This window comes from Kitasatospora sp. NPDC088134 (assembly GCF_044741705.1).
GTDB lineage: Bacteria > Actinomycetota > Actinomycetes > Streptomycetales > Streptomycetaceae > Kitasatospora.
Genome location: NZ_JBIUTD010000006.1, coordinates 299,218 through 315,825, shown reverse-complemented (window position 1 = coordinate 315,825; position 16,608 = coordinate 299,218). Strand labels below are relative to the sequence as shown.

Here is a 16,608-nt window from a genome sequence, read left to right as displayed (position 1 = left end):
ACCTGCTCAATTCCCCTGACATCACCTGATTGGCGGCCACTCCGTCAGCAGCATGGGGATACCCGTCCAACACGCCGTCAACTCACTCGAACGGGAACCAATCGGACGTTAACGCCCAGGCACCTGAGGTCTGCTTCGACCGGTGGCCCCAGGCCCGGCACCCTACTCCCCCGCCCGCGTACCCCGGACGTTCGACCGGACCGGGCTCGGCCGAACCGCACTGCGGAACGGTGGCGCGGAACGACGAAGGCCCCGGGTGGATACCCGGGGCCTTCGGCTGGTGCGCTCAGCAGGATTCGAACCTGCAACCTCTTGATCCGTAGTCAAGTGCTCTATCCGTTGAGCTATGAGCGCTCGGACGGACCCTTGCGGGACCGCGAGCGGAGTTTGGTGCGCTCAGCAGGATTCGAACCTGCAACCTCTTGATCCGTAGTCAAGTGCTCTATCCGTTGAGCTATGAGCGCTCGCCCCGGCGGACTGGCCTCCTGGGCGGTGCGGGGACAACATTACATGACCGTGGACCGGGGGCGAAATCGATTGTCCACGGCCCCCAACCTGCGAGGACGCCCACCGGCCCGGGCACCCCACCGCGAGACGGGCCCGCGGGGCGGACGCGCGGGCGGCTACGACGAAGCCCCGCCGGCCTGTGACCGACGGGGCTCTCGATGAGGCGGAGGCGGAGGGATTTGAACCCTCGATGGACGGTAAAGCCCAAACCGCATTAGCAGTGCGGCGCCATAGACCGGACTAGGCGACGCCTCCAACACCCGGACCGCGACCGGGACTCCGGCCGTACTCCGTGCGACTGCGATGATGCCACAGGCAACGGCCCCGGCACCAACCACCACAACGATACTGGCCGGGTCGTCCACGGCGCAAAGAAGAATGAGATACTTCCGTCTCCGAGGAGAGGCGGAGCCGCCCGTCGCAGCGGCGGCCCTAAGCCGTGAGGAGACCCGTCGACGTGAGCAGCAGGCCGACCCGAGGCGCTGCTCGCCTCGCCGCGATACTCGACGCACTGCCCGACCCGCTGCTGCTGGTGAACAGCAACGGCACCGTGGTCGACGTCAACAAGGCCGCCGTGGAGAGCCTGCAGGCTCCCGGCACTTCGTTGATCGGGCGGGGCGTCCTGGACCTGCTGCCGGAGTTCGACCCCAGCCGAATCCCCGGTTCGATGCGGCCACCGGCGAGCGAGACAGAGAGCCTGGACCGACCGGTCCGAATGACCGCCCGACGCACCGACGGGACGGAGTTCGCCGTCGAGGTGTCCGGGAACGACTTCACCGACGAGGGCGGCGGGGAGGCGCGCGGCTACCTGTCCTTCACCACCGCCGACCAGGACCTGCTGCTGCTCCTGGTGCGCGACCTGTCCGCGCGCCTCGGCGTGGAGTCCGAACTGCGGCGCCAGCACAAGCAGACCGAGATGATCCTGCGGGCCGCCGCCGAGGGCGTCCTCGGCGTCGACCTGGAAGGGCGCGTGGTCCTGGTCAACCCGGCCGCCGCGCACATCCTGGACTACCGGGCCAGCGAGCTCGGCGGCCGCGAGCTGCACCCGCTGATCCAGCACTCGCAGCCCGACGGCAGCCCGCTCGCCGCCGAGAGCTCCGCACTGGTCGACACCCTGCACTCCGGCCGCAAGCACCGGATCCGCAACACCGTGCTGTGGCGCAAGGACGGCCGGCCGGTCACCGTCGACCTGACCACCGCCCCGGTCCGGGACGGCGAGCAGCTCGTCGGCGCGGTCATGACGTTCACCGACCGCACCCGCGAGCTCGCGCTCACCGCCCGCAACGAGCACCTCACCGCCGTGCTGGAGTCCGAGCTCGGCGGCGCGCTCACCGCGCTGCACCGCCGGATCGACACCCTCGCCGCCGACCCGGCCGGCCAGCTCTGGCCGGAGGCCAACTGGACGCTGCGCCGGCTCGCCGACGAGTGCCGCCGGTTCGGGCGGCTGATCGACGGCGTGCTGGAGCACCAGCGCTTCGAGGCCGACGCCGACCGCGGCAAGACCTCCCTCGACCGCGAGCGGATCGGCCTGGACGAGGTCGTGCAGCTCGCCGTCGAGCGGGCCGACGAGCTGGTCGGCCCCGGCCGGGTCCGGTACTCGGTGCACGCCGCCGCCGTGAAGGTGCTCGCCGACCGCGAGCGGCTGGCCCGGGCGCTGGCCCACCTGGTGGCCGACGTCAGCGGCGTCACCTCCGTGCCCGAGGCCGCTCGTGCCGAGGCCGAACCGACCCCCGCCGACGCGCCGTTCGGCGAGCCCGTGCCGACCGGCGAGCAGCCCCCCATGGTGGTGCTGGCCGCCGCCCAACGCGGCAGTGTCGCCCGGATCGAGGTCCGCGGCCCCGCCCGCACCGCCAGCGCCGTGCACCTGCCGATCGCCCGCGCCGCCGTCCAGCGGCACGGCGGTGTGCTGCAGCGGCACGACCTGCCCGGCGGGGCCGGTGCCACCTACGTCGTGGAGCTGCCGCTCGACCACGACGGCGAGGACTCCGACGGTCCCGACCTGCAGCGGCACGTCCCGCACGTGCCCAAGGACTCCGACACCGCGATGCTGCCCGACCTGCCGGGGCAGCCCGGCGGGTCCGAGCCGCGGCCGGCCGCCGAAGGTGCGGCCTCGGCGGCTCCTGCGGCACCCGCGGTCGGGCCGGACGCCACCGCGCAGGCCGACGACACCCAGGGCCAGGGCCGCCGTCGGGCCCGCGCGCCGCGCGAGGACGACTCCTGGGGCGGCGGGCCCGGCGCGTCCGAGCAGCAGGCCCCGCGCGCGCCGATCGCGCTCGGCCCCGGCCCGGTCGGGCCTTCCGGGCCGGACGGTCATCCGGACGGCGCCGGGGCGGGTGCCCCGCCGGCCACTGAGGGCGGCGGTCGGCGGCGGGCCCGCCGGGCCGCCGTGCCGAACCCCGACGACAGCTCCCCCGCGCTGCAGATCCCCGGTGTCCCCGACCCCGGGGCGGTCGTCTACCCCGGGCTGGAGCACACCCTGCCGCCCGTCCCGGTGGAGCCGCCGGTCGCGCCGCCCGCCCAGCCCACCGGTCGGCGCCGCCGGCTGGCCCTGCCTGCCGACACCGCGGAGAGCGCAGAGGAGGTGACGACGGTCCTGCCGCCCGTCCCCGCCGTCGCCCCGGCCCCCGCGAGCCCGGAGACTCCGGCCGACGTCCGGGCGATCGCCCCGCCGGCGCCCGCCATGCCGCCCGTGCCCACCGCGCCGGGCGCCGAGCCGTCCCCGGCGGGTGGTCCGGGCGCGGCGCTGGCGCTGCCCGGCGGGTCCGCCCCGGCGCCCGGCGTCGCGGAGCAGGCCCAGCCGCAGCCGATCGGTAGCGGCCTCGGCGAACTGGTGCCGCCCCGACCGATGGGCGGTCCGCAGCCGGACCGGTCGGCCGCCGGACCTCAGGTCGGCGAGCACTCCTCGGCGGGCGGTCCGGGCACGGCGCTGGCGCTGTCCGGCGGCTCCGCCCCGGTGGAGGGGCGGACGCCGCCCCGGCCGGTCGCCGAGCTCGCCCCGGCCCGGCCGCACGACGGCCCGCGGCCACTGCTGGTCTGGCCGGAGCCGGACCCGTCGACCCGGGGCGCGCTGGAGCACCGGGGCTTCCGGCCCGTCGTGGTGGCCACCCGCGAGGAGGTCGACGCGCAGGTGCCGCAGACGCCCGCCGCGTTGTTCGTCGACCCGCTGACCGGGCCGATCACCCGCACCGCCCTGCAGTCGCTGCGCACCGCCGCGCTGGCCGGGCGGGTCCCGGTGCTGCTGGCCGCCGGTCTCGGCCAGGCCACCCGGGACGCCGCGTACGGCGCCGATCCGGCGGTCCTGCTGCGGGCGCTGGCCCCACGGGACGGCGAGAACCACGCGGCCCGGGTGCTGCTGGTGGAGTCCGACCCCGAGGTCGCGGCCGCCCTGGTGGCCGGGCTGGAGCGGCGCGGCATGCACGTGGAGCACGCCGCCGACGAGCACGAGGCGGTGGCCCGGGCCAGTGCCGTCCAGCCGAACCTGGTGGTGCTGGACCTGCAGCGGATCGAGCGCTCCGAGCCCGGCCTGCTCGACTGGCTGCGCGCCAACGACCGGCTGCACCGCACCCCGCTGGTCGTCTACACCTCCGCCGACCTGGACCCGCAGGCCCGGGCCGGGCTGCGCACCGGCGAGAACGTGCTGTTCCTCGCCGAGCGCTCGACCACCGACGAGGTGCAGGGCCGGATCGTCGAACTGCTGGCCCGGATCGGCTCCTTGGAGCAGGTCATGGCGGCGGGCAGCGCTGCTTTCTGATACTTCGTCAATTTGCTTGATGGATCAGCAGGTTGGCGCCGACGGGCTCCGGTCCGTCGGCGCACCGGCCAGCGGGAGGCGGGCCACCAGTCGCGCTCCGCGCGGGGACGGTTCGGCGGCCAGGGTGCCGCCGTGGTGCTCGGCGAGGTCCCGGGCGATCGCCAACCCCAGCCCGGCGCCGCCCAGTTCGCGACTGCGGGCGTCGTCGAGCCGGGTGAAGCGCTCGAAGACCCGCTCGCGGTCCGGCTCCGGGATGCCCGGGCCGTCGTCGGTCACCGCCAGCACCGCCGTGCCCGCGCCGGTGCCGAGCCGGACCCGCACGGTGCTGTCGGCGTAGCGCTGGGCGTTGTCGACCAGGTTGGTCAGCAGCCGGGTCAGCCAGGTCCGATTGCCCAACACGCTTGCGCCGGGGTCGAGTTCGGCGAGCACCGGAATCCGGTCGGCAGTCCGGGTGGCCAGCACCTCGGCGAACAGCACGTCCAGGTCGAGGAGTTCGGTGGCGACCGGGTCGGCGGCGTCCAGTCGGGCGAGCAGCAGCAGGTCGGTGGCGAGGTCCTGCAGGCGGACGGTGTCCTGCAGCGCGTCGGTGAGCAGTTCGGGCCACAGTTCGGGGTCGGGGTGGGCCAGTGCCACCTCCAATTGGGTGCGCAACACCGCGATGGGGCTGCGCAGTTCGTGCGAGGCGTCGGCGATGAAGCGGCGCTGGCGGCGCCCCGCGTCCTCCAGCCGGTCCAGGGTGGCGTTGACGGTGACCGCGAGCCGGGAGACCTCGTCGCCGGTGCGCGGGACGGGCACCCGGCGGTGCAGGTCGTGGCCGGTGATCTCGGCGACCTCGGAGCGGATCGCCTCCACCGGGCGCAGGGCCCGGCCGGTGACCCGCCAGGTCACCGCGGCCACCAGCAGGACCAGCAGCGGCAGTCCGACGGCGAGCGCGGCGGCGGCGGTCCGGCCGGCGGCGGCCACCGGGCCGAGCGAGGCCGAGGCGTAGATGGTGAGCTGCCCGTCCGGGCCGGTGACGGAGGCGGAGACCACCCGCTGCCCGGCGTCGTCCATCAGCATGACGACGCCCCGATCGCCGCCCGGGTGCCGGAGTTGGCGTTTGAACGGGGCGCCAGGGCCACCGGGGACGGGCGGTTCGGGGACCGGTGGTCCGGCCGGGGGCAGCACGTCGATGGTGGCCGAGACCAATCGCCCGTCCGCGTCGAACACCCGGACCGATCCACCGCCCGGGCTGGCGATGACCGGCGGCAGGTGCTCGCGCACCGCCACCGCCGCCACCTCGTCGACCTGCCGGGCGGCGGTCCGCCGGACGTCGCTGGTCAGGTTGGCGTGCAGCACGCCGAGCAGTGCCAGCGAGGTGCCGCCCAGGGCGAGCGCGACCACCGCAGTAGCGGCGAAGGTGGCCCGGGCGCGCACCGAGCGTGGCACCAACCGGGCTGTGCGGAACCACAATTGGGCAACGAGGCGGCGCGGGACCGTCAGGCGGTCAGCCACCGTCCACCGCCAGGTGGTAGCCGGCTCCGCGCACCGTGCCGACCGCACTGCGGCCGAACGGGGCGTCGATCTTCCGGCGCAGGGCACTGATGTGCACCTCCACGATGTTCGGGTCGCCGTCGAAGGCGGAGTCCCAGACGCTCTCCAGGATCTCCCGCTTGGACACCACCCCGCCGGTCGCCCGGGCCAGGCACTCCAGCACCGCGAACTCCCGCGTGGTGAGCCGGACTTCGGTACCGGTCCGGGTGCAGGTCCGGCGGGCCGGGTCGATCACCAGGTCGCCGAACCGGAGGATCTGCGGCAGGCGGCGTCCGGTGCGGCGGACCAGGGCGCGCAGCCGGGCGACCAGCACCACGTAGGAGAACGGCTTGGAGAGGAAGTCGTCGGCGCCGGTGTCCAGGGCCTCGGCCTCGTCGAGTTCGCCGTCCTTGGCGGTGAGCATCAGGATCGGGGTCTCGTCCCCGGCCGCGCGCAGCCGGGCGCAGACCCGGTAGCCGTTGAGGCGGGGCAGCATGATGTCGAGCACGATGACGTCGTAGTCGTGCTCGGTGGCCAGCCACAGCCCCTCCTCGCCGTCGTGGGCGAGGTCGACGGCGAAGCCCTCGGCCCGCAGCCCGCGCTGCAGCGTGGCGGCGAGCCGCCGTTCGTCCTCGACCACCAGTACGCGCATGGGGGACAGCGTCGCAGGCGTCCGGCGGGACGGACAGGGCGGCTTCAGCCCGGCTTCAGGCGGGCCCCGCCGGTGCGGGCGGTGCGGCAGGCCCGATCGGTGGCTTCAGCCTGGCTTCAGGCGGGCGGAGGGATGCTGGACGCCCGGCCGGGGCGAACCGGTCGGGGTCAGGTCGTCGAGGGAGTCGCAGACACATGTCCGAACCGCAGTCGCCGGAGCCGTCCGAGCCCGGCATCGAGGAGAAGGCCGCCGCCCCGGCGGGCCTGGTGGGCCTGGCGGGGTTCCGCCGGCGTTACGTCCGGCTGCCCGCGCGGCGCGGCGGCCGCTGGGCGCTGGGCGTCGCCGCAGTGGTGGTGCTCGGGGTCGCGGCGGTCGGCTCGGGCGTCGCGCTGGAGCGGCACCACGACCGGTCGCGGGCGGTCGGGTTCTTCGGGGAGGGTCGCCCGGACCGGCCCGACGTCCCGTTCGCTCCGGACGCCCCCGGTTTCGCCGGCCACGGGAAGTGGGACGGCCGGGCCGGGGAGCGGGGGCACGACGGCCGGGCGCGGACGGTGCCCGGCGGGAAGGTCGCGCCGGGCGCGCCCGGGATGCCCGGGGTGCTGGGCGTGCCGGGTGCCGGGGCGGTCGCCGGGAGCGCCGGGGTGGCGCCTGCTCCGCTGCCCGGGGTGGCCGCCGACCAGGCGGTCGCCAAAGCGGCGGGCGCGGTGCCGGGCGGCAAGGTCGCGGGGCTGGCCGTGGTCGGCCGCGAGGGCGGCGGCAGTTCCTGGGCGGTCACGGTGCTCGGCCAGGACGGGGTGCGCCACCTGGTGACGGTGGACGGCACCGACGGGTCGATCACCGGCAACACCGTGGTCGACGGGCGCTGACCCGGGGCCTGTCGTGGGGGGGGCCCCCCGGGGGCCCCCCCCCCGGGGGGGGGGGGGGGGGCGCGGCCCCCGGGCCCCCCCCCGGGCCCGGCGGGGGGGGGGGGGCCGGCCCCGGGGGGGGGGGGGGGGCCCCCCCGGGGGCCCCCCCCACGACGGATCGGCGGGCGCCGGTACGGAACAGCGGGCACCGCGGCGGCCGGGGACGGGGCGGGGCGCAGGGCTCAGTGGTGGTAGGCGTGCACCACCGCGTGGCCCTGGCCGCGACCGATCAACCAGCGGTTGACCGGGACGGTGACCAGGAAGGCCAGCACCAGCGACCCGGCCAGCGAGACCCAGAACAGCAGTTGGCCCAGCCCGGCGTCCATCGCCCCCGGGACGGCCACCATCACGCCGTTGTCGATCAGCTCCATCACGATGATCGAGACGGTGTCGGCCGCCAGCGCGACCTTCAGCGCGTCCTTGAAGGGCAGGCCCGCCTTCAGCACTCCGCGCATGGTCAGCGCGTAACCGAAGGGGATGCACAGATTAGCACCATGGGTGCGGGCGGCCCGGCCGCTCCGTGGGGGACGGAAGGCAACCGGGCCGGGGCTGGAGCGGTCAGCGCAGAGCGGCCAGCACGCGGCCCCGCAGCGTCTCGTCAGAGATCGTGTCCGCGTCGCGCCAGGCGTAGCCGCTGACCTCCTCCTCTTGCAGGGTCACGGCGCTGTGGTCGGCGGTGCGGAAGAGGAACCGGAAGTCGATGTGCTGGTGTGCGGGCTCGCCCTTGGCGTCGTTCGCCGGGATGGGGTGCACGTCGATGTGCACGGGGGCGGTGCCCACCAGCGTGATGCCCTCGGGGCTGACGCCGGTCTCCTCGGTCAGCTCCCGGAGAGCGGCCCCGGACAGGGTGTCGTCCTCCGGCTCCAGGTGCCCGCCCGGGGTGAGCCACTTGTCCAGCGCCACGTGGTGGATGAACAGCGCATTGCCGTCCCGGTCCATCAGGACGGCCCCGGCGGTGGCGTGCCCCCGGAACTCCTTGCGGCTGGTCACGTCCGCCCCGTCGTCCACCAGGGCGAGGACGGCCGACAGCTCCGGCTTCTCCTCGGGGTGGGCGTCCAGGTAGGCGGTGACGGTCTCGCTGACGTGCTGTGCCGTGATGGGCATCGGATCACCTGTTGTAGTAGTCGAGCCAGGTAGCGGCGATGGCTGCCCGGTCGTCGCCGGGCACTTCGTGCATGGTGGCGTCGAGGTCCCGCCGGGCGAGCAGTCGCACGCCTGCCAGGATCTCAGCCTGTACGAGGTAGATGAATGGCCCAACTGACGCGCCGTGAAGGAAGTTGACGGCGTTTCCGTTGTTGAGCAGGTAGAAGTAGTGGCCCGTCGTGCTGTAGCGGGTGACGTTCTCGCCGGAGCCGCTGCGGGTGTAGCCGTCCGGCAGCCCGTCCAACTCCAACTCGTCCTCGCTGCTGGTGACCGTGGCGACGTAGGCCCCGTTCCGCAGGTTCGGGAAGTCCTCGCCCTTGAGCGCGAGCGCCCCCGTGGCGCACAGGACGAGCCCAGCGGCGGCTATCGCCTGCTCCCGGTCCCGGGCCACGCCGAAGCCCTGGGAGAGCGCCTGAGCGCGCCGTACGGGGTCAATGTCGTAGACCGTGACGTGAACTCCCTTGGCGTGCAACAGCCTTGCGATGCTCGAACCGAGCTTGCCGAACCCGATCACCAGCGCCGGACGGCCGTGCAGGATGTCCCCCCGGCCCCGCAACAGCGCCTCGGTGGAGAACACGACGGACTGACCGACGAGGAAGTCCTCGGGGTCCTTGAGCGGCGAGCGGGCCACCGACACGACGGGGCACGGCAGCTTGTCCCGCTCGGCGTACCGCTTGTGGCCGTTCTCGGTGTCCTCGACCACCCCGAGGACGGTCCCGGAGAACCGGTCGCAGAGCGCGTCGAGCACCGGGGCGAAGTAGCCGCCGACGTCCAGCAGCACCACGGGTTCGCCGGCCGCCCGGGTCTCCAGGTAGGTCACCGCCGTGTCCGGGTCGGCGAACAGCTCACGCGACAACTCGTCGCAGGGGAAGCCCTGTTCGACCTCTCGGCGCGCTGCGGCGTCGATCGACTTCGGCTTGGGCAGCACCGCCCGGAGGCTGGACACGGTGCCGACCGCCCGCACGAACGACGGGCGCTCCGGCAACAGGTGCGTCACCAGCAGCGAGGACGGGAGAACCGGTGGTGTGAACCGCCGCGCGATCTTCCCGAAGTACGTGTCCAGTCGTGCGCGCTCTGAGGTCTCCACGGAGACTTCCCTCCCTTGTGCTTGCACTGGAACCCGTCCCGGCCGAAACCTTCCCCAGGCGGCCGGGACGGGGGTCTGTCCGCCCCGTCAGCGACGGGGGTGGTTGGCCTCACGCACCCGGGCCAGCAGCACCGCCCGGCGCTGCCGTTCCTCCGGGGTCAAGGGCACCTCGGCGTGCTCCTCCGGAGTGAGGACCGGTCGGGGCCCAGAGGGCCGCTCAGGGGGCCACGGGCGGGCTCTGATCCACTCGAACGGGTCAACGGGCTCAGCGTCCCCGGAGGGGCCCTGAGCGGCCGTCTGCGGGGCGTCCTGGCGGTCACTCATCCGGGCCTGCCTGCGGGCTCGTGCACTCGTCGTTGTCGACGTGCTGCTGCCGCCACCGGACCAGGTGCCGCGCGATGGTGGGGTTCGTGTCGGCCGGGTACTGCGCTGCGATCCCGTCGAAGTAGGCACACCCAAGACAGGAGTTCTCCGGCGCACCGACAGCCGTAGTCAGAGCCTCGGGCAGCATCACGCCACGCCCTTGTCGGGACACCCGTCCGCACCGCACGTGCAGGCGGGCCACTCACGGAGGATGCCGTCACCGACCACCCGGGCCGATACGCCAGCGTCGTACTCGTCCAGCGGGTGATCCGTGGGCGGCTGCTCCCGCTGCTCAGCCCGGTACTCCTCGCGGGTCCTGGTCTTACGGGGGTTGGTGCTCACCGCCATGTGGCCACTCCCTCGGAGTCGCTGAAACCGACGGCAACACGCTAGGGAGCTAGGCGAGTTCGGCTCTATGAGGTTGCATGAGATTGCACAGATTCACCCGAGCGAGTCGATCGCTGACGTGATCAGCGCTCGTGCCTGAGCCCCATGAACCGCCATCTCAGCCAAGCCTTGGAACGCTCGCCCGTACTCCGCGACTTCGCTTGGAGCCTTGACGTTTACACCGGCGGTGAGTAGTTCCACGGCAACTTGCTGATCATCGAACATGTAGAAAGCTTCGAGTGGCCAGATCAGGCGGGGAGCGGTGAAGGGAATGATCGAAAGACTCACCCGAGGAAGGGCCATCACAGCCAGGAGATACCCAAGTTGGCCCGCCATCACGTCGGCGTCACCGATCCGGTAGCGCAAAACAGTCTCTTCCATCAGCAAAGCAAACCGATGGTTTCCTTCATTGATTACATGAGACCGAGCAACCCGAGCTTCGACGGCTTCCGCCACATCGTCCGGCGTGCCTTGAAAGCGAGTAATGGACTTCATTAGGGCAGTGGCATACCCGGGCGTTTGGAGCATGCCAGGTACGACGTTAGAAGCGTAGACCCGAAAGTGTCGCGTTCGCTCCCAGAGCGGGACTACCTCTTCTTGCGCTCGCCGCATCCCGTGTCGCTGGAGTTTTTTCCATTGAACGTACATAGAGTCAGCAGCGCGGCTTGCAGCGATAAGGTCTTCTGCTTGCCCGGAGGCTCCGCAGACGTCACACCAGACACGTATGTCGGCGTCCGAGGGCGGCGTCTTGCCATTCATGATCCGAGAAGATTTTGAAGGGTGCCACCCACAGCGAATAGCTAGCTCACGCCCCGTCAGCCCCGCATCTAGAAGCAAGTCCCGTAGCCGGGCCGCCACTGCTTCGCGGGCGTCTTGAGCACTAGAGGAGGGGGACGAAGGCATGGGCTAGCTATCCGATGTGTGTTTGGTGGGTCAGACGTTGTACTCGTCGTGCGGGACGCCGGAGGCCCATACCGCCGCGAAGGCCGATGCGCACAGTTGAGCCGTGTCAGGGTCGGTCGTCAGCTCCTGGCCGGACCAATCACCATCTCCGGTGAAGTAGTTGAACAAAACGATTTCTGAATCAAACAACCAGAAGTCATTTCCGGGCAGGGCAATTCCGGATGCTTTCCGGCGGGAAAGCCACCGCACCTCTTCTCCAGCCGCAAGGTTGACGCTCGTGCCGGCGTGCTCCCATCTGATGTAATCGGTGACCGGCTCCGAAACGATCCGGGCGCGCTGCACAGCGACACCCCGGGAGACGGTTTCAGAGATTACGGAAACCCAGGGAGCCCAGTACGATGAAGCAGGGTCAGAATCCCGCTCCCCGGAATTCTTCCAACGGACAAAGTCCTCGGCCTCGTCGCCGACGCCGTACGCATCGCGCATCTCCAGATGAACGGCGGAGCGCTTCGCGTTTTTGAGAAGATCAAAGAAGTCCGGCTTGCTCTGCGGCATCGCACGCCTCCCTCAGAATGGGAATCATCCGCGCCGGGAACCGAACCACGTCCTCGTGATCGGGGATTTCTGTTGCGTGCCCGGGGGCTGTCTTCTGCGCGCACTCCTCCTTCAAGGCAGCAGACGCTTTCCATCCCTGAAAAACGAGTTCCTTGTTCTCCGCGTCAACCCACACCGTCGGTGATCCCTGCTGCTGTGTCTCGGGGTCAATCCCGATGAACCGTAGTGCCATCGTGCCCTCCGCGCCTCGCTGGTTGCATGGATGTGCACGACCATCACCCAATGTGGGGAAACCGTCAAGCAGCCATGCAAGTTGATCATGCGTCAGGTTGGTGGTGCGAGCCTGGAACGACAAAAGCCCTCATTCGACCCGTAAAGGGTCAAATGAGGGCAAGAAAGAGGATCAGCGATCCGGGTAGGGCCTCCGGTGCCAGATGCCCTGGCTGTCCTGCCAGAGTCCTGCGGTGGCCGGTGGCAGGCACCTGCGAGCACCGTACGGGCCGGTTCGGTGGGCGTCGCCCGCACGAGTACCGGCGAAGGTCTCGCAGCAGGCTGGACAGTGCTCCGCGCGACGGCCGGACCACGACCGGCCGCATTCGGGGTGGATGGTTCTCACGGCTGCCTCTCGGTCAGTCCAGGACGGCGATTTGCGGGCCTGTAATTGCAGGGTCGGACCACTTGCCCGTCTATAGCCTGAAAGGCGGCGTACGGGCCGCTGTGGCAGTTTCTAGGGCTGGCTATTTCACCTGCCGGACGTGCAGCCTCCCGCGCGCATTCGTGCACGCGCGCGTAAGGACCTGTTTTCCGCCGGGCGATTGGAGCCAATTCTCCTGGGAGTCAGTTACTTTGAGTCAGCCCAGAAAATCCCAGACCCGTAGACAGGCCGGTTTCTGCTATAGCGCTGCGATCCCCGAGGGAGGGGGAGGGGGTCCTACCCCACCCCTTGGGGTGACTCACGGTAACTAATGCCAGCGCGGCTAATGGGCCAGGGTGAAATGGGTGGGCTCTACACAGCGGAGATCACCGCAACGTCGTCGCAGCACCTGGTAGGGCTTGAGCGGCCGATACAGGGCCGCATAGACGGCGCGGTGAGCAAGCATTCGCTTTGCCTGCCCGCCAACTTGGTAGCGGACCATTGCCCGGCCCTTTTGGTCCAGCCTCGCTGAGATCAGGCAGCCGGTTTCCTGGTCGCGGGTGACCAGGCTCAGTGCTCGGAGCGCTATTTCTCGGGCGGGTATCGGGGTGGTGCTCACTGGTTCCACGGCTCCATGTCATTTACCGGGGAAGGCAGGCCGGCCGCCGGATCGTATTCGGCGTCAGGATCGGCGGCGGGGTCTAGGCGGCCAGGAAGGCCACCGGAATAGCTCGCGCTGTATTCCAGCCGATCGCTAAGGATTCGATCCAGGGCAATTCGGTCTGCATTCCAGTTGATGCCGCCGCGCGGTGCCATGTACCGCCACTGACGCTCGTTCGAGTCCCACGGACGCCCCAGGTCTTCATCCAGCGCTTCCACCGTGCCCGCGAGAGAGACCAACTCATCTAGCGTGCAAGCCAGTTGAGTCGCTGCTGCTGTTGCGACGGCACGCTTCTCCTCGGCCAGGCCGACCACTTCGGCCCGCCAATCGGAGCTATCGGAGAGGGCCGCCGCATGCACAGCCGCAGCAGCCTCGGCGGCCAGCTCGTAGGTCGCCATCTGGAGCCGCTGAGCCTCGGCAAGGCGGCTTTCCAGCGGCCCCCGGGAGGTCGGCTTCGGAAGCGGCTTCCCCTCCGCGAGGGCCGCCTTGGTTGCCCGGTGATCCTTGGTCTCTGCCTCGGCAAGCTCGGCCTCGGCGACGGCCACGGCGTGATCAGCGTCGGCCCGCTTGCTCAGCATCTCGTCAAGGTGGGCAAGGGCACCCTTCACGCTCTCCGGCGTGCATGTGTAGATGTAACTCGGCATGGCGCGGGCTGCCATGTTGTAGAGGTGGTCCAGGCGCTTAGTGCGCTCATCGGAATTGGTGTCGGTCATTCTTCATTCCTCTTGGCTTGGCGTATCGGATAAGGCTTGGAAGTCAGCGCATCGTGCGACGTTTGAGGATTGCGGCGGCCAGCCGTACCGGGTCAATATCAGTCCCGGGATCGTGCTCCGCTGCACCGGCACCCTTTACGAGAGCCATCGGCTTAGTGCGAAGGCCGGGGCGAAAGTGCTCGGCAACCTTCTGCGCATCAGCCGTGATTTCCTCCGCAGTGGAACCGGCTAGCCGATCAATCAGGATCTCCGGAAGGGAGAACTTCGCGCCGATCTGTTGGCGCAGATTGGGAAGGTCGGCGGCCGGCCACTGGGACTGGCTTCCGATACTCGCTGCTTCGGCGGCTTCCTCAACCTTCACTTCGGCGCGGGCATTGCTTACGTGCTCGGATATTTCGGACCGTCGGTCCATTGGTCGGCTCCTAGTCGGCTTCGGATACAAAAATGGCCCCGCATCACGGAGCTGCACATCCGACGGTTACCGACATACCGGCGGGAAAGCAGCATCCGTAACACGGGGCCTACAGACAGGGGGAAGGAGGTCCCCTGTCTGCTCGGTTCGGCGAGAGCACATACAGCGCCCATGCCGGAACCAAGTATTAAGTTGATCAGTTGTCGGGGCGAGTCGATGCGCTCCCGGGCCGTTGGTTCGCTGGGCTGACTCAGCGCCTATCCGGCTCACTATGTATCTAGGGAGTGGAATGCCTATCCCCAGCGCGCGGGGCGGGCGGCCCTGAGTGACGGATGACGAGACAGACGGGCTTTCGGCTTTCCCTAAAGGCTTTCTTTTATGAATACGGAAAACTCATAAAACCGTCATCGCGTCATCTGCCCAGGTCAGGTGGGGTGGGTTCCGGCTGGCCGCTGGGCCGCTTCGTCACTGCACGGCTGTCGCACTCAGCGGGGAGCCACGGCGACCCCCCTGCGGCACGAGAAAGCCCCGGCAGGCTCGGAGTCCTACCGGGGCGTCTCAATGGCGCACAGGGCCGTTAGGCGGCTTCCTGGGCCTCTTCCGTCTCGTCTTCATCTCGCTCTCGTGCAGTTACCCATTCCAGGGTGACTCGCCGGGACACGTCGAAGCTGTACCGGGCGCTGGACCTCCAGTCGGCACCGGCAGGTGAAATCGTGATCCGGTAGACAAACAGCGTCAGGAAATTTCGCCGTTCCTCAAGGCTGGCGTCAGCCCACCACGACCCCGGGCCGATCGGGTCGCCGTCGTCGCCGGGGCGAAGCCACAGCTCAAGCGGGAGCCCAACGGTTTCCATGTCCGAGAGTTCGGCAAGCCGGGCCTCGGCGGCACGCAAACGGCTTTCGCACTTGAGCCGCTTTGTCTTGAAACGCTTCCGGCCTTCGGCCCCCTCGTATACGTCGCCACTGTCGAAGTCATCCCAAAGGGCTTTCAGCGCTGACTGAGCGTCCGCCCTTTCCGCAACCATGTTGGTCCGCTCCCGGCTCGTCTCCGGGGTCTCCTGGGCCATGGAATAGACAAGCGTGGCCTCACGGAGGATTTCCATTGCTTCGTCATCCGGCTCGGAAGCCGTCGCGCTCTGAATCAGCGCGTACACGCGGCGGGCAACGTAGTCGTTTGCGTGAACCTGCATGATGGCATTTTTCCCCAGGTGGTCACCTTCGAAGGCAGGGACCCGAGAATTTCGCGTGCACCGATAGGTCGGCTTCTCTCCGTTGTTAAGCGCCCCTTGCGGTCGTCCGCATCCACAAGTGAGCACAGGCTTGTTGTCTACGTTGCGGAGCCCCGAGAGAAGAGAAGTCCGCCGAGCGACACCAGCGCCCCGGACCCGGGTGTCAAGCCAAGCCTGAAGCTCGTACCATTCGCTGAGCGGGATAATCGCCTCGCAGATGACGATGGGGTGCCCAGATTCGTCGCGCTGAATTTTCCATTCCCGGTTGCCACTTCGGTTGCCGCGCTCGGTGAGCTTGTAGACGGGATCAGCCTTAAGGCCAGCAATGACGGGGTTTCGGAGGATTCCCTTAAGCGTGCGGGCATTCCACTGCGAAGTTGCCCGTTCCTTGCCCACCGACCTCCCTTGCGTCGGATATTCGCTAGGCCGCTCATTCATGTACTCACAGTGCCAAGTGAGGGATGCCATGTTCACTGATCCCTTCTTCCGGCTGACTGCCTGGTCTTTGTGAGCCTTGATCAGCGCCCAGATTCGCCGGATATTCGCCGCCTCGGACTCCTCGGGCACAAGACGCATGAGCGCGAGCTTGCCCTTGAAATACTTCTCAACGGTGAATCCGTAAGGCCGCCGCCCGCCAAGCCATGAACCTTCGGCGCGCTGTGCGTTCTTGGTGTCTCGCACCTTCTGCGACTTGTGCTCGGATTCCTTGTTCACGGCATCTATGCGCATGATCAGGTAAATCAGCGCCATGGTGTCGCCCGGCGCGAATACGCCGTCCATGCAGCTTACGATTGTGATTCCGAGCCGGTGCAGCTCGGAGACGATCGGGATTGCGTCCATGACTTCGCGGCGGGAAAAGCGGCTCACGTCGTAGACCACGAGCATGTTGAATTCACCGGAACGGGCCGCGTTGAGCATCTTTTCGAAGCCTTCGCGGTAGGCGTCCGGGTTCCAGCCGGAAACGCAAATGTCCGAGTAGTGCCGGAGAAACCGTGCGCCTAGCTCGTCAGCGCGCTTCCGGTTGGTGGCCTTCTGGACGAGCGGGGACGCTTCGCTCTTGTCGGCCTTCGCCCTCGATTGGCGATCGTAACCGACCGCTACGGGCTCGACGTAGCCGAAGGTGCCGGGCTGGATGGGGACCACGGGGCCACTCCCTCACTAGCAGGTGGGTCCCCTGCGGGACGCTCGCCTACTG

The 16,608-nt window shown here is 69.6% G+C and carries 13 protein-coding genes, 3 tRNA genes and 1 pseudogene; 2 read left to right on the top strand and 15 right to left on the bottom strand.

The genetic code is table 11. The features are described 5' to 3' along the window. Positions 1–278: 278 nt before the first annotated feature. From ACIOHG_RS13270 to ACIOHG_RS13260, 3 genes are all read right to left on the bottom strand, one after another. Positions 279–354 (bottom strand) — tRNA-Arg (locus tag ACIOHG_RS13270). Positions 355–388: 34 nt separating this feature from the next. Then, positions 389–464, bottom strand: a tRNA-Arg gene (locus ACIOHG_RS13265). 207 nt (positions 465–671) lie between these two features. Beyond that, positions 672–762: transfer RNA gene (locus ACIOHG_RS13260), tRNA-Ser, on the bottom strand. A 202-nt stretch (positions 763–964) separates the two neighbouring features. Here ACIOHG_RS13260 and ACIOHG_RS13255 point away from each other — a divergent pair. After that, positions 965–4,258, top strand: a complete 3,294-nt coding sequence (locus ACIOHG_RS13255) for a PAS domain-containing protein (RefSeq protein WP_400949154.1) — start codon at positions 965–967, stop codon at positions 4,256–4,258. A 24-nt stretch (positions 4,259–4,282) separates the two neighbouring features. On the opposite strand, the gene ACIOHG_RS13250 is transcribed toward ACIOHG_RS13255, so the two are convergent. Beyond that, complete coding sequence (locus ACIOHG_RS13250) at positions 4,283–5,686, bottom strand: ATP-binding protein (protein WP_400949152.1); 1,404 nt, start codon at positions 5,684–5,686, stop codon at positions 4,283–4,285. Between the two features lie 58 nt (positions 5,687–5,744). Then, on the bottom strand, positions 5,745–6,422 hold the full coding sequence (locus ACIOHG_RS13245; protein ID WP_400949149.1) for a response regulator transcription factor: 678 nt from the start codon (positions 6,420–6,422) through the stop codon (positions 5,745–5,747). A gap of 194 nt (positions 6,423–6,616) precedes the next feature. Here ACIOHG_RS13245 and ACIOHG_RS13240 point away from each other — a divergent pair, with 194 nt between their 5' ends. Then, a complete protein-coding gene (locus tag ACIOHG_RS13240; RefSeq protein WP_400949147.1) occupies positions 6,617–7,288 on the top strand; it encodes a hypothetical protein in 672 nt (223 codons plus the stop codon). 221 nt (positions 7,289–7,509) lie between these two features. On the opposite strand, the pseudogene ACIOHG_RS13235 reads toward ACIOHG_RS13240, so the two are convergent. From ACIOHG_RS13235 to ACIOHG_RS13190, 10 genes and pseudogenes are all read right to left on the bottom strand, one after another. Then, a pseudogene (locus tag ACIOHG_RS13235) lies at positions 7,510–7,812 on the bottom strand (DUF4396 domain-containing protein); the annotation flags it as partial. 73 nt (positions 7,813–7,885) lie between these two features. Beyond that, the gene (locus ACIOHG_RS13230) at positions 7,886–8,431 is read right to left on the bottom strand and encodes an NUDIX hydrolase (RefSeq protein ID WP_400949145.1); all 546 of its coding nucleotides are present in this window, start codon (positions 8,429–8,431) and stop codon (positions 7,886–7,888) included. A gap of 4 nt (positions 8,432–8,435) precedes the next feature. Beyond that, complete coding sequence (locus ACIOHG_RS13225; RefSeq protein ID WP_400949143.1) at positions 8,436–9,557, bottom strand: NAD(P)-binding domain-containing protein; 1,122 nt, start codon at positions 9,555–9,557, stop codon at positions 8,436–8,438. Positions 9,558–9,873: 316 nt separating this feature from the next. Then, positions 9,874–10,071 (bottom strand): hypothetical protein, encoded by a 198-nt coding sequence (locus ACIOHG_RS13220; RefSeq protein ID WP_400949141.1) that lies wholly within the window; start codon positions 10,069–10,071, stop codon positions 9,874–9,876. A gap of 290 nt (positions 10,072–10,361) precedes the next feature. Continuing rightward, complete coding sequence (locus ACIOHG_RS13215) at positions 10,362–11,210, bottom strand: helix-turn-helix domain-containing protein (RefSeq protein ID WP_400949139.1); 849 nt, start codon at positions 11,208–11,210, stop codon at positions 10,362–10,364. Between the two features lie 30 nt (positions 11,211–11,240). Next, the gene (locus ACIOHG_RS13210; RefSeq protein ID WP_400949137.1) at positions 11,241–11,765 is read right to left on the bottom strand and encodes a DUF6879 family protein; all 525 of its coding nucleotides are present in this window, start codon (positions 11,763–11,765) and stop codon (positions 11,241–11,243) included. Continuing rightward, positions 11,737–11,997 carry a hypothetical protein gene (locus tag ACIOHG_RS13205; protein WP_400949135.1) on the bottom strand — a complete coding sequence of 87 codons (261 nt, stop codon included), beginning with the start codon at positions 11,995–11,997 and terminating at the stop codon, positions 11,737–11,739. The genes ACIOHG_RS13210 and ACIOHG_RS13205 overlap by 29 nt, the downstream gene beginning before the upstream one ends. 1,017 nt (positions 11,998–13,014) lie before the next feature. Next, a complete protein-coding gene (locus tag ACIOHG_RS13200; protein ID WP_400949133.1) occupies positions 13,015–13,773 on the bottom strand; it encodes a hypothetical protein in 759 nt (252 codons plus the stop codon). Between the two features lie 43 nt (positions 13,774–13,816). Next, entirely contained in the window at positions 13,817–14,185 is a 369-nt protein-coding gene (locus ACIOHG_RS13195; RefSeq protein ID WP_400949130.1) for a hypothetical protein, read from the bottom strand. 577 nt (positions 14,186–14,762) lie between these two features. Beyond that, positions 14,763–16,556: a recombinase family protein gene (locus ACIOHG_RS13190; RefSeq protein WP_400949128.1), complete on the bottom strand. Its 1,794-nt coding sequence runs from the start codon at positions 16,554–16,556 to the stop codon at positions 14,763–14,765. Positions 16,557–16,608 lie beyond the last annotated feature (52 nt).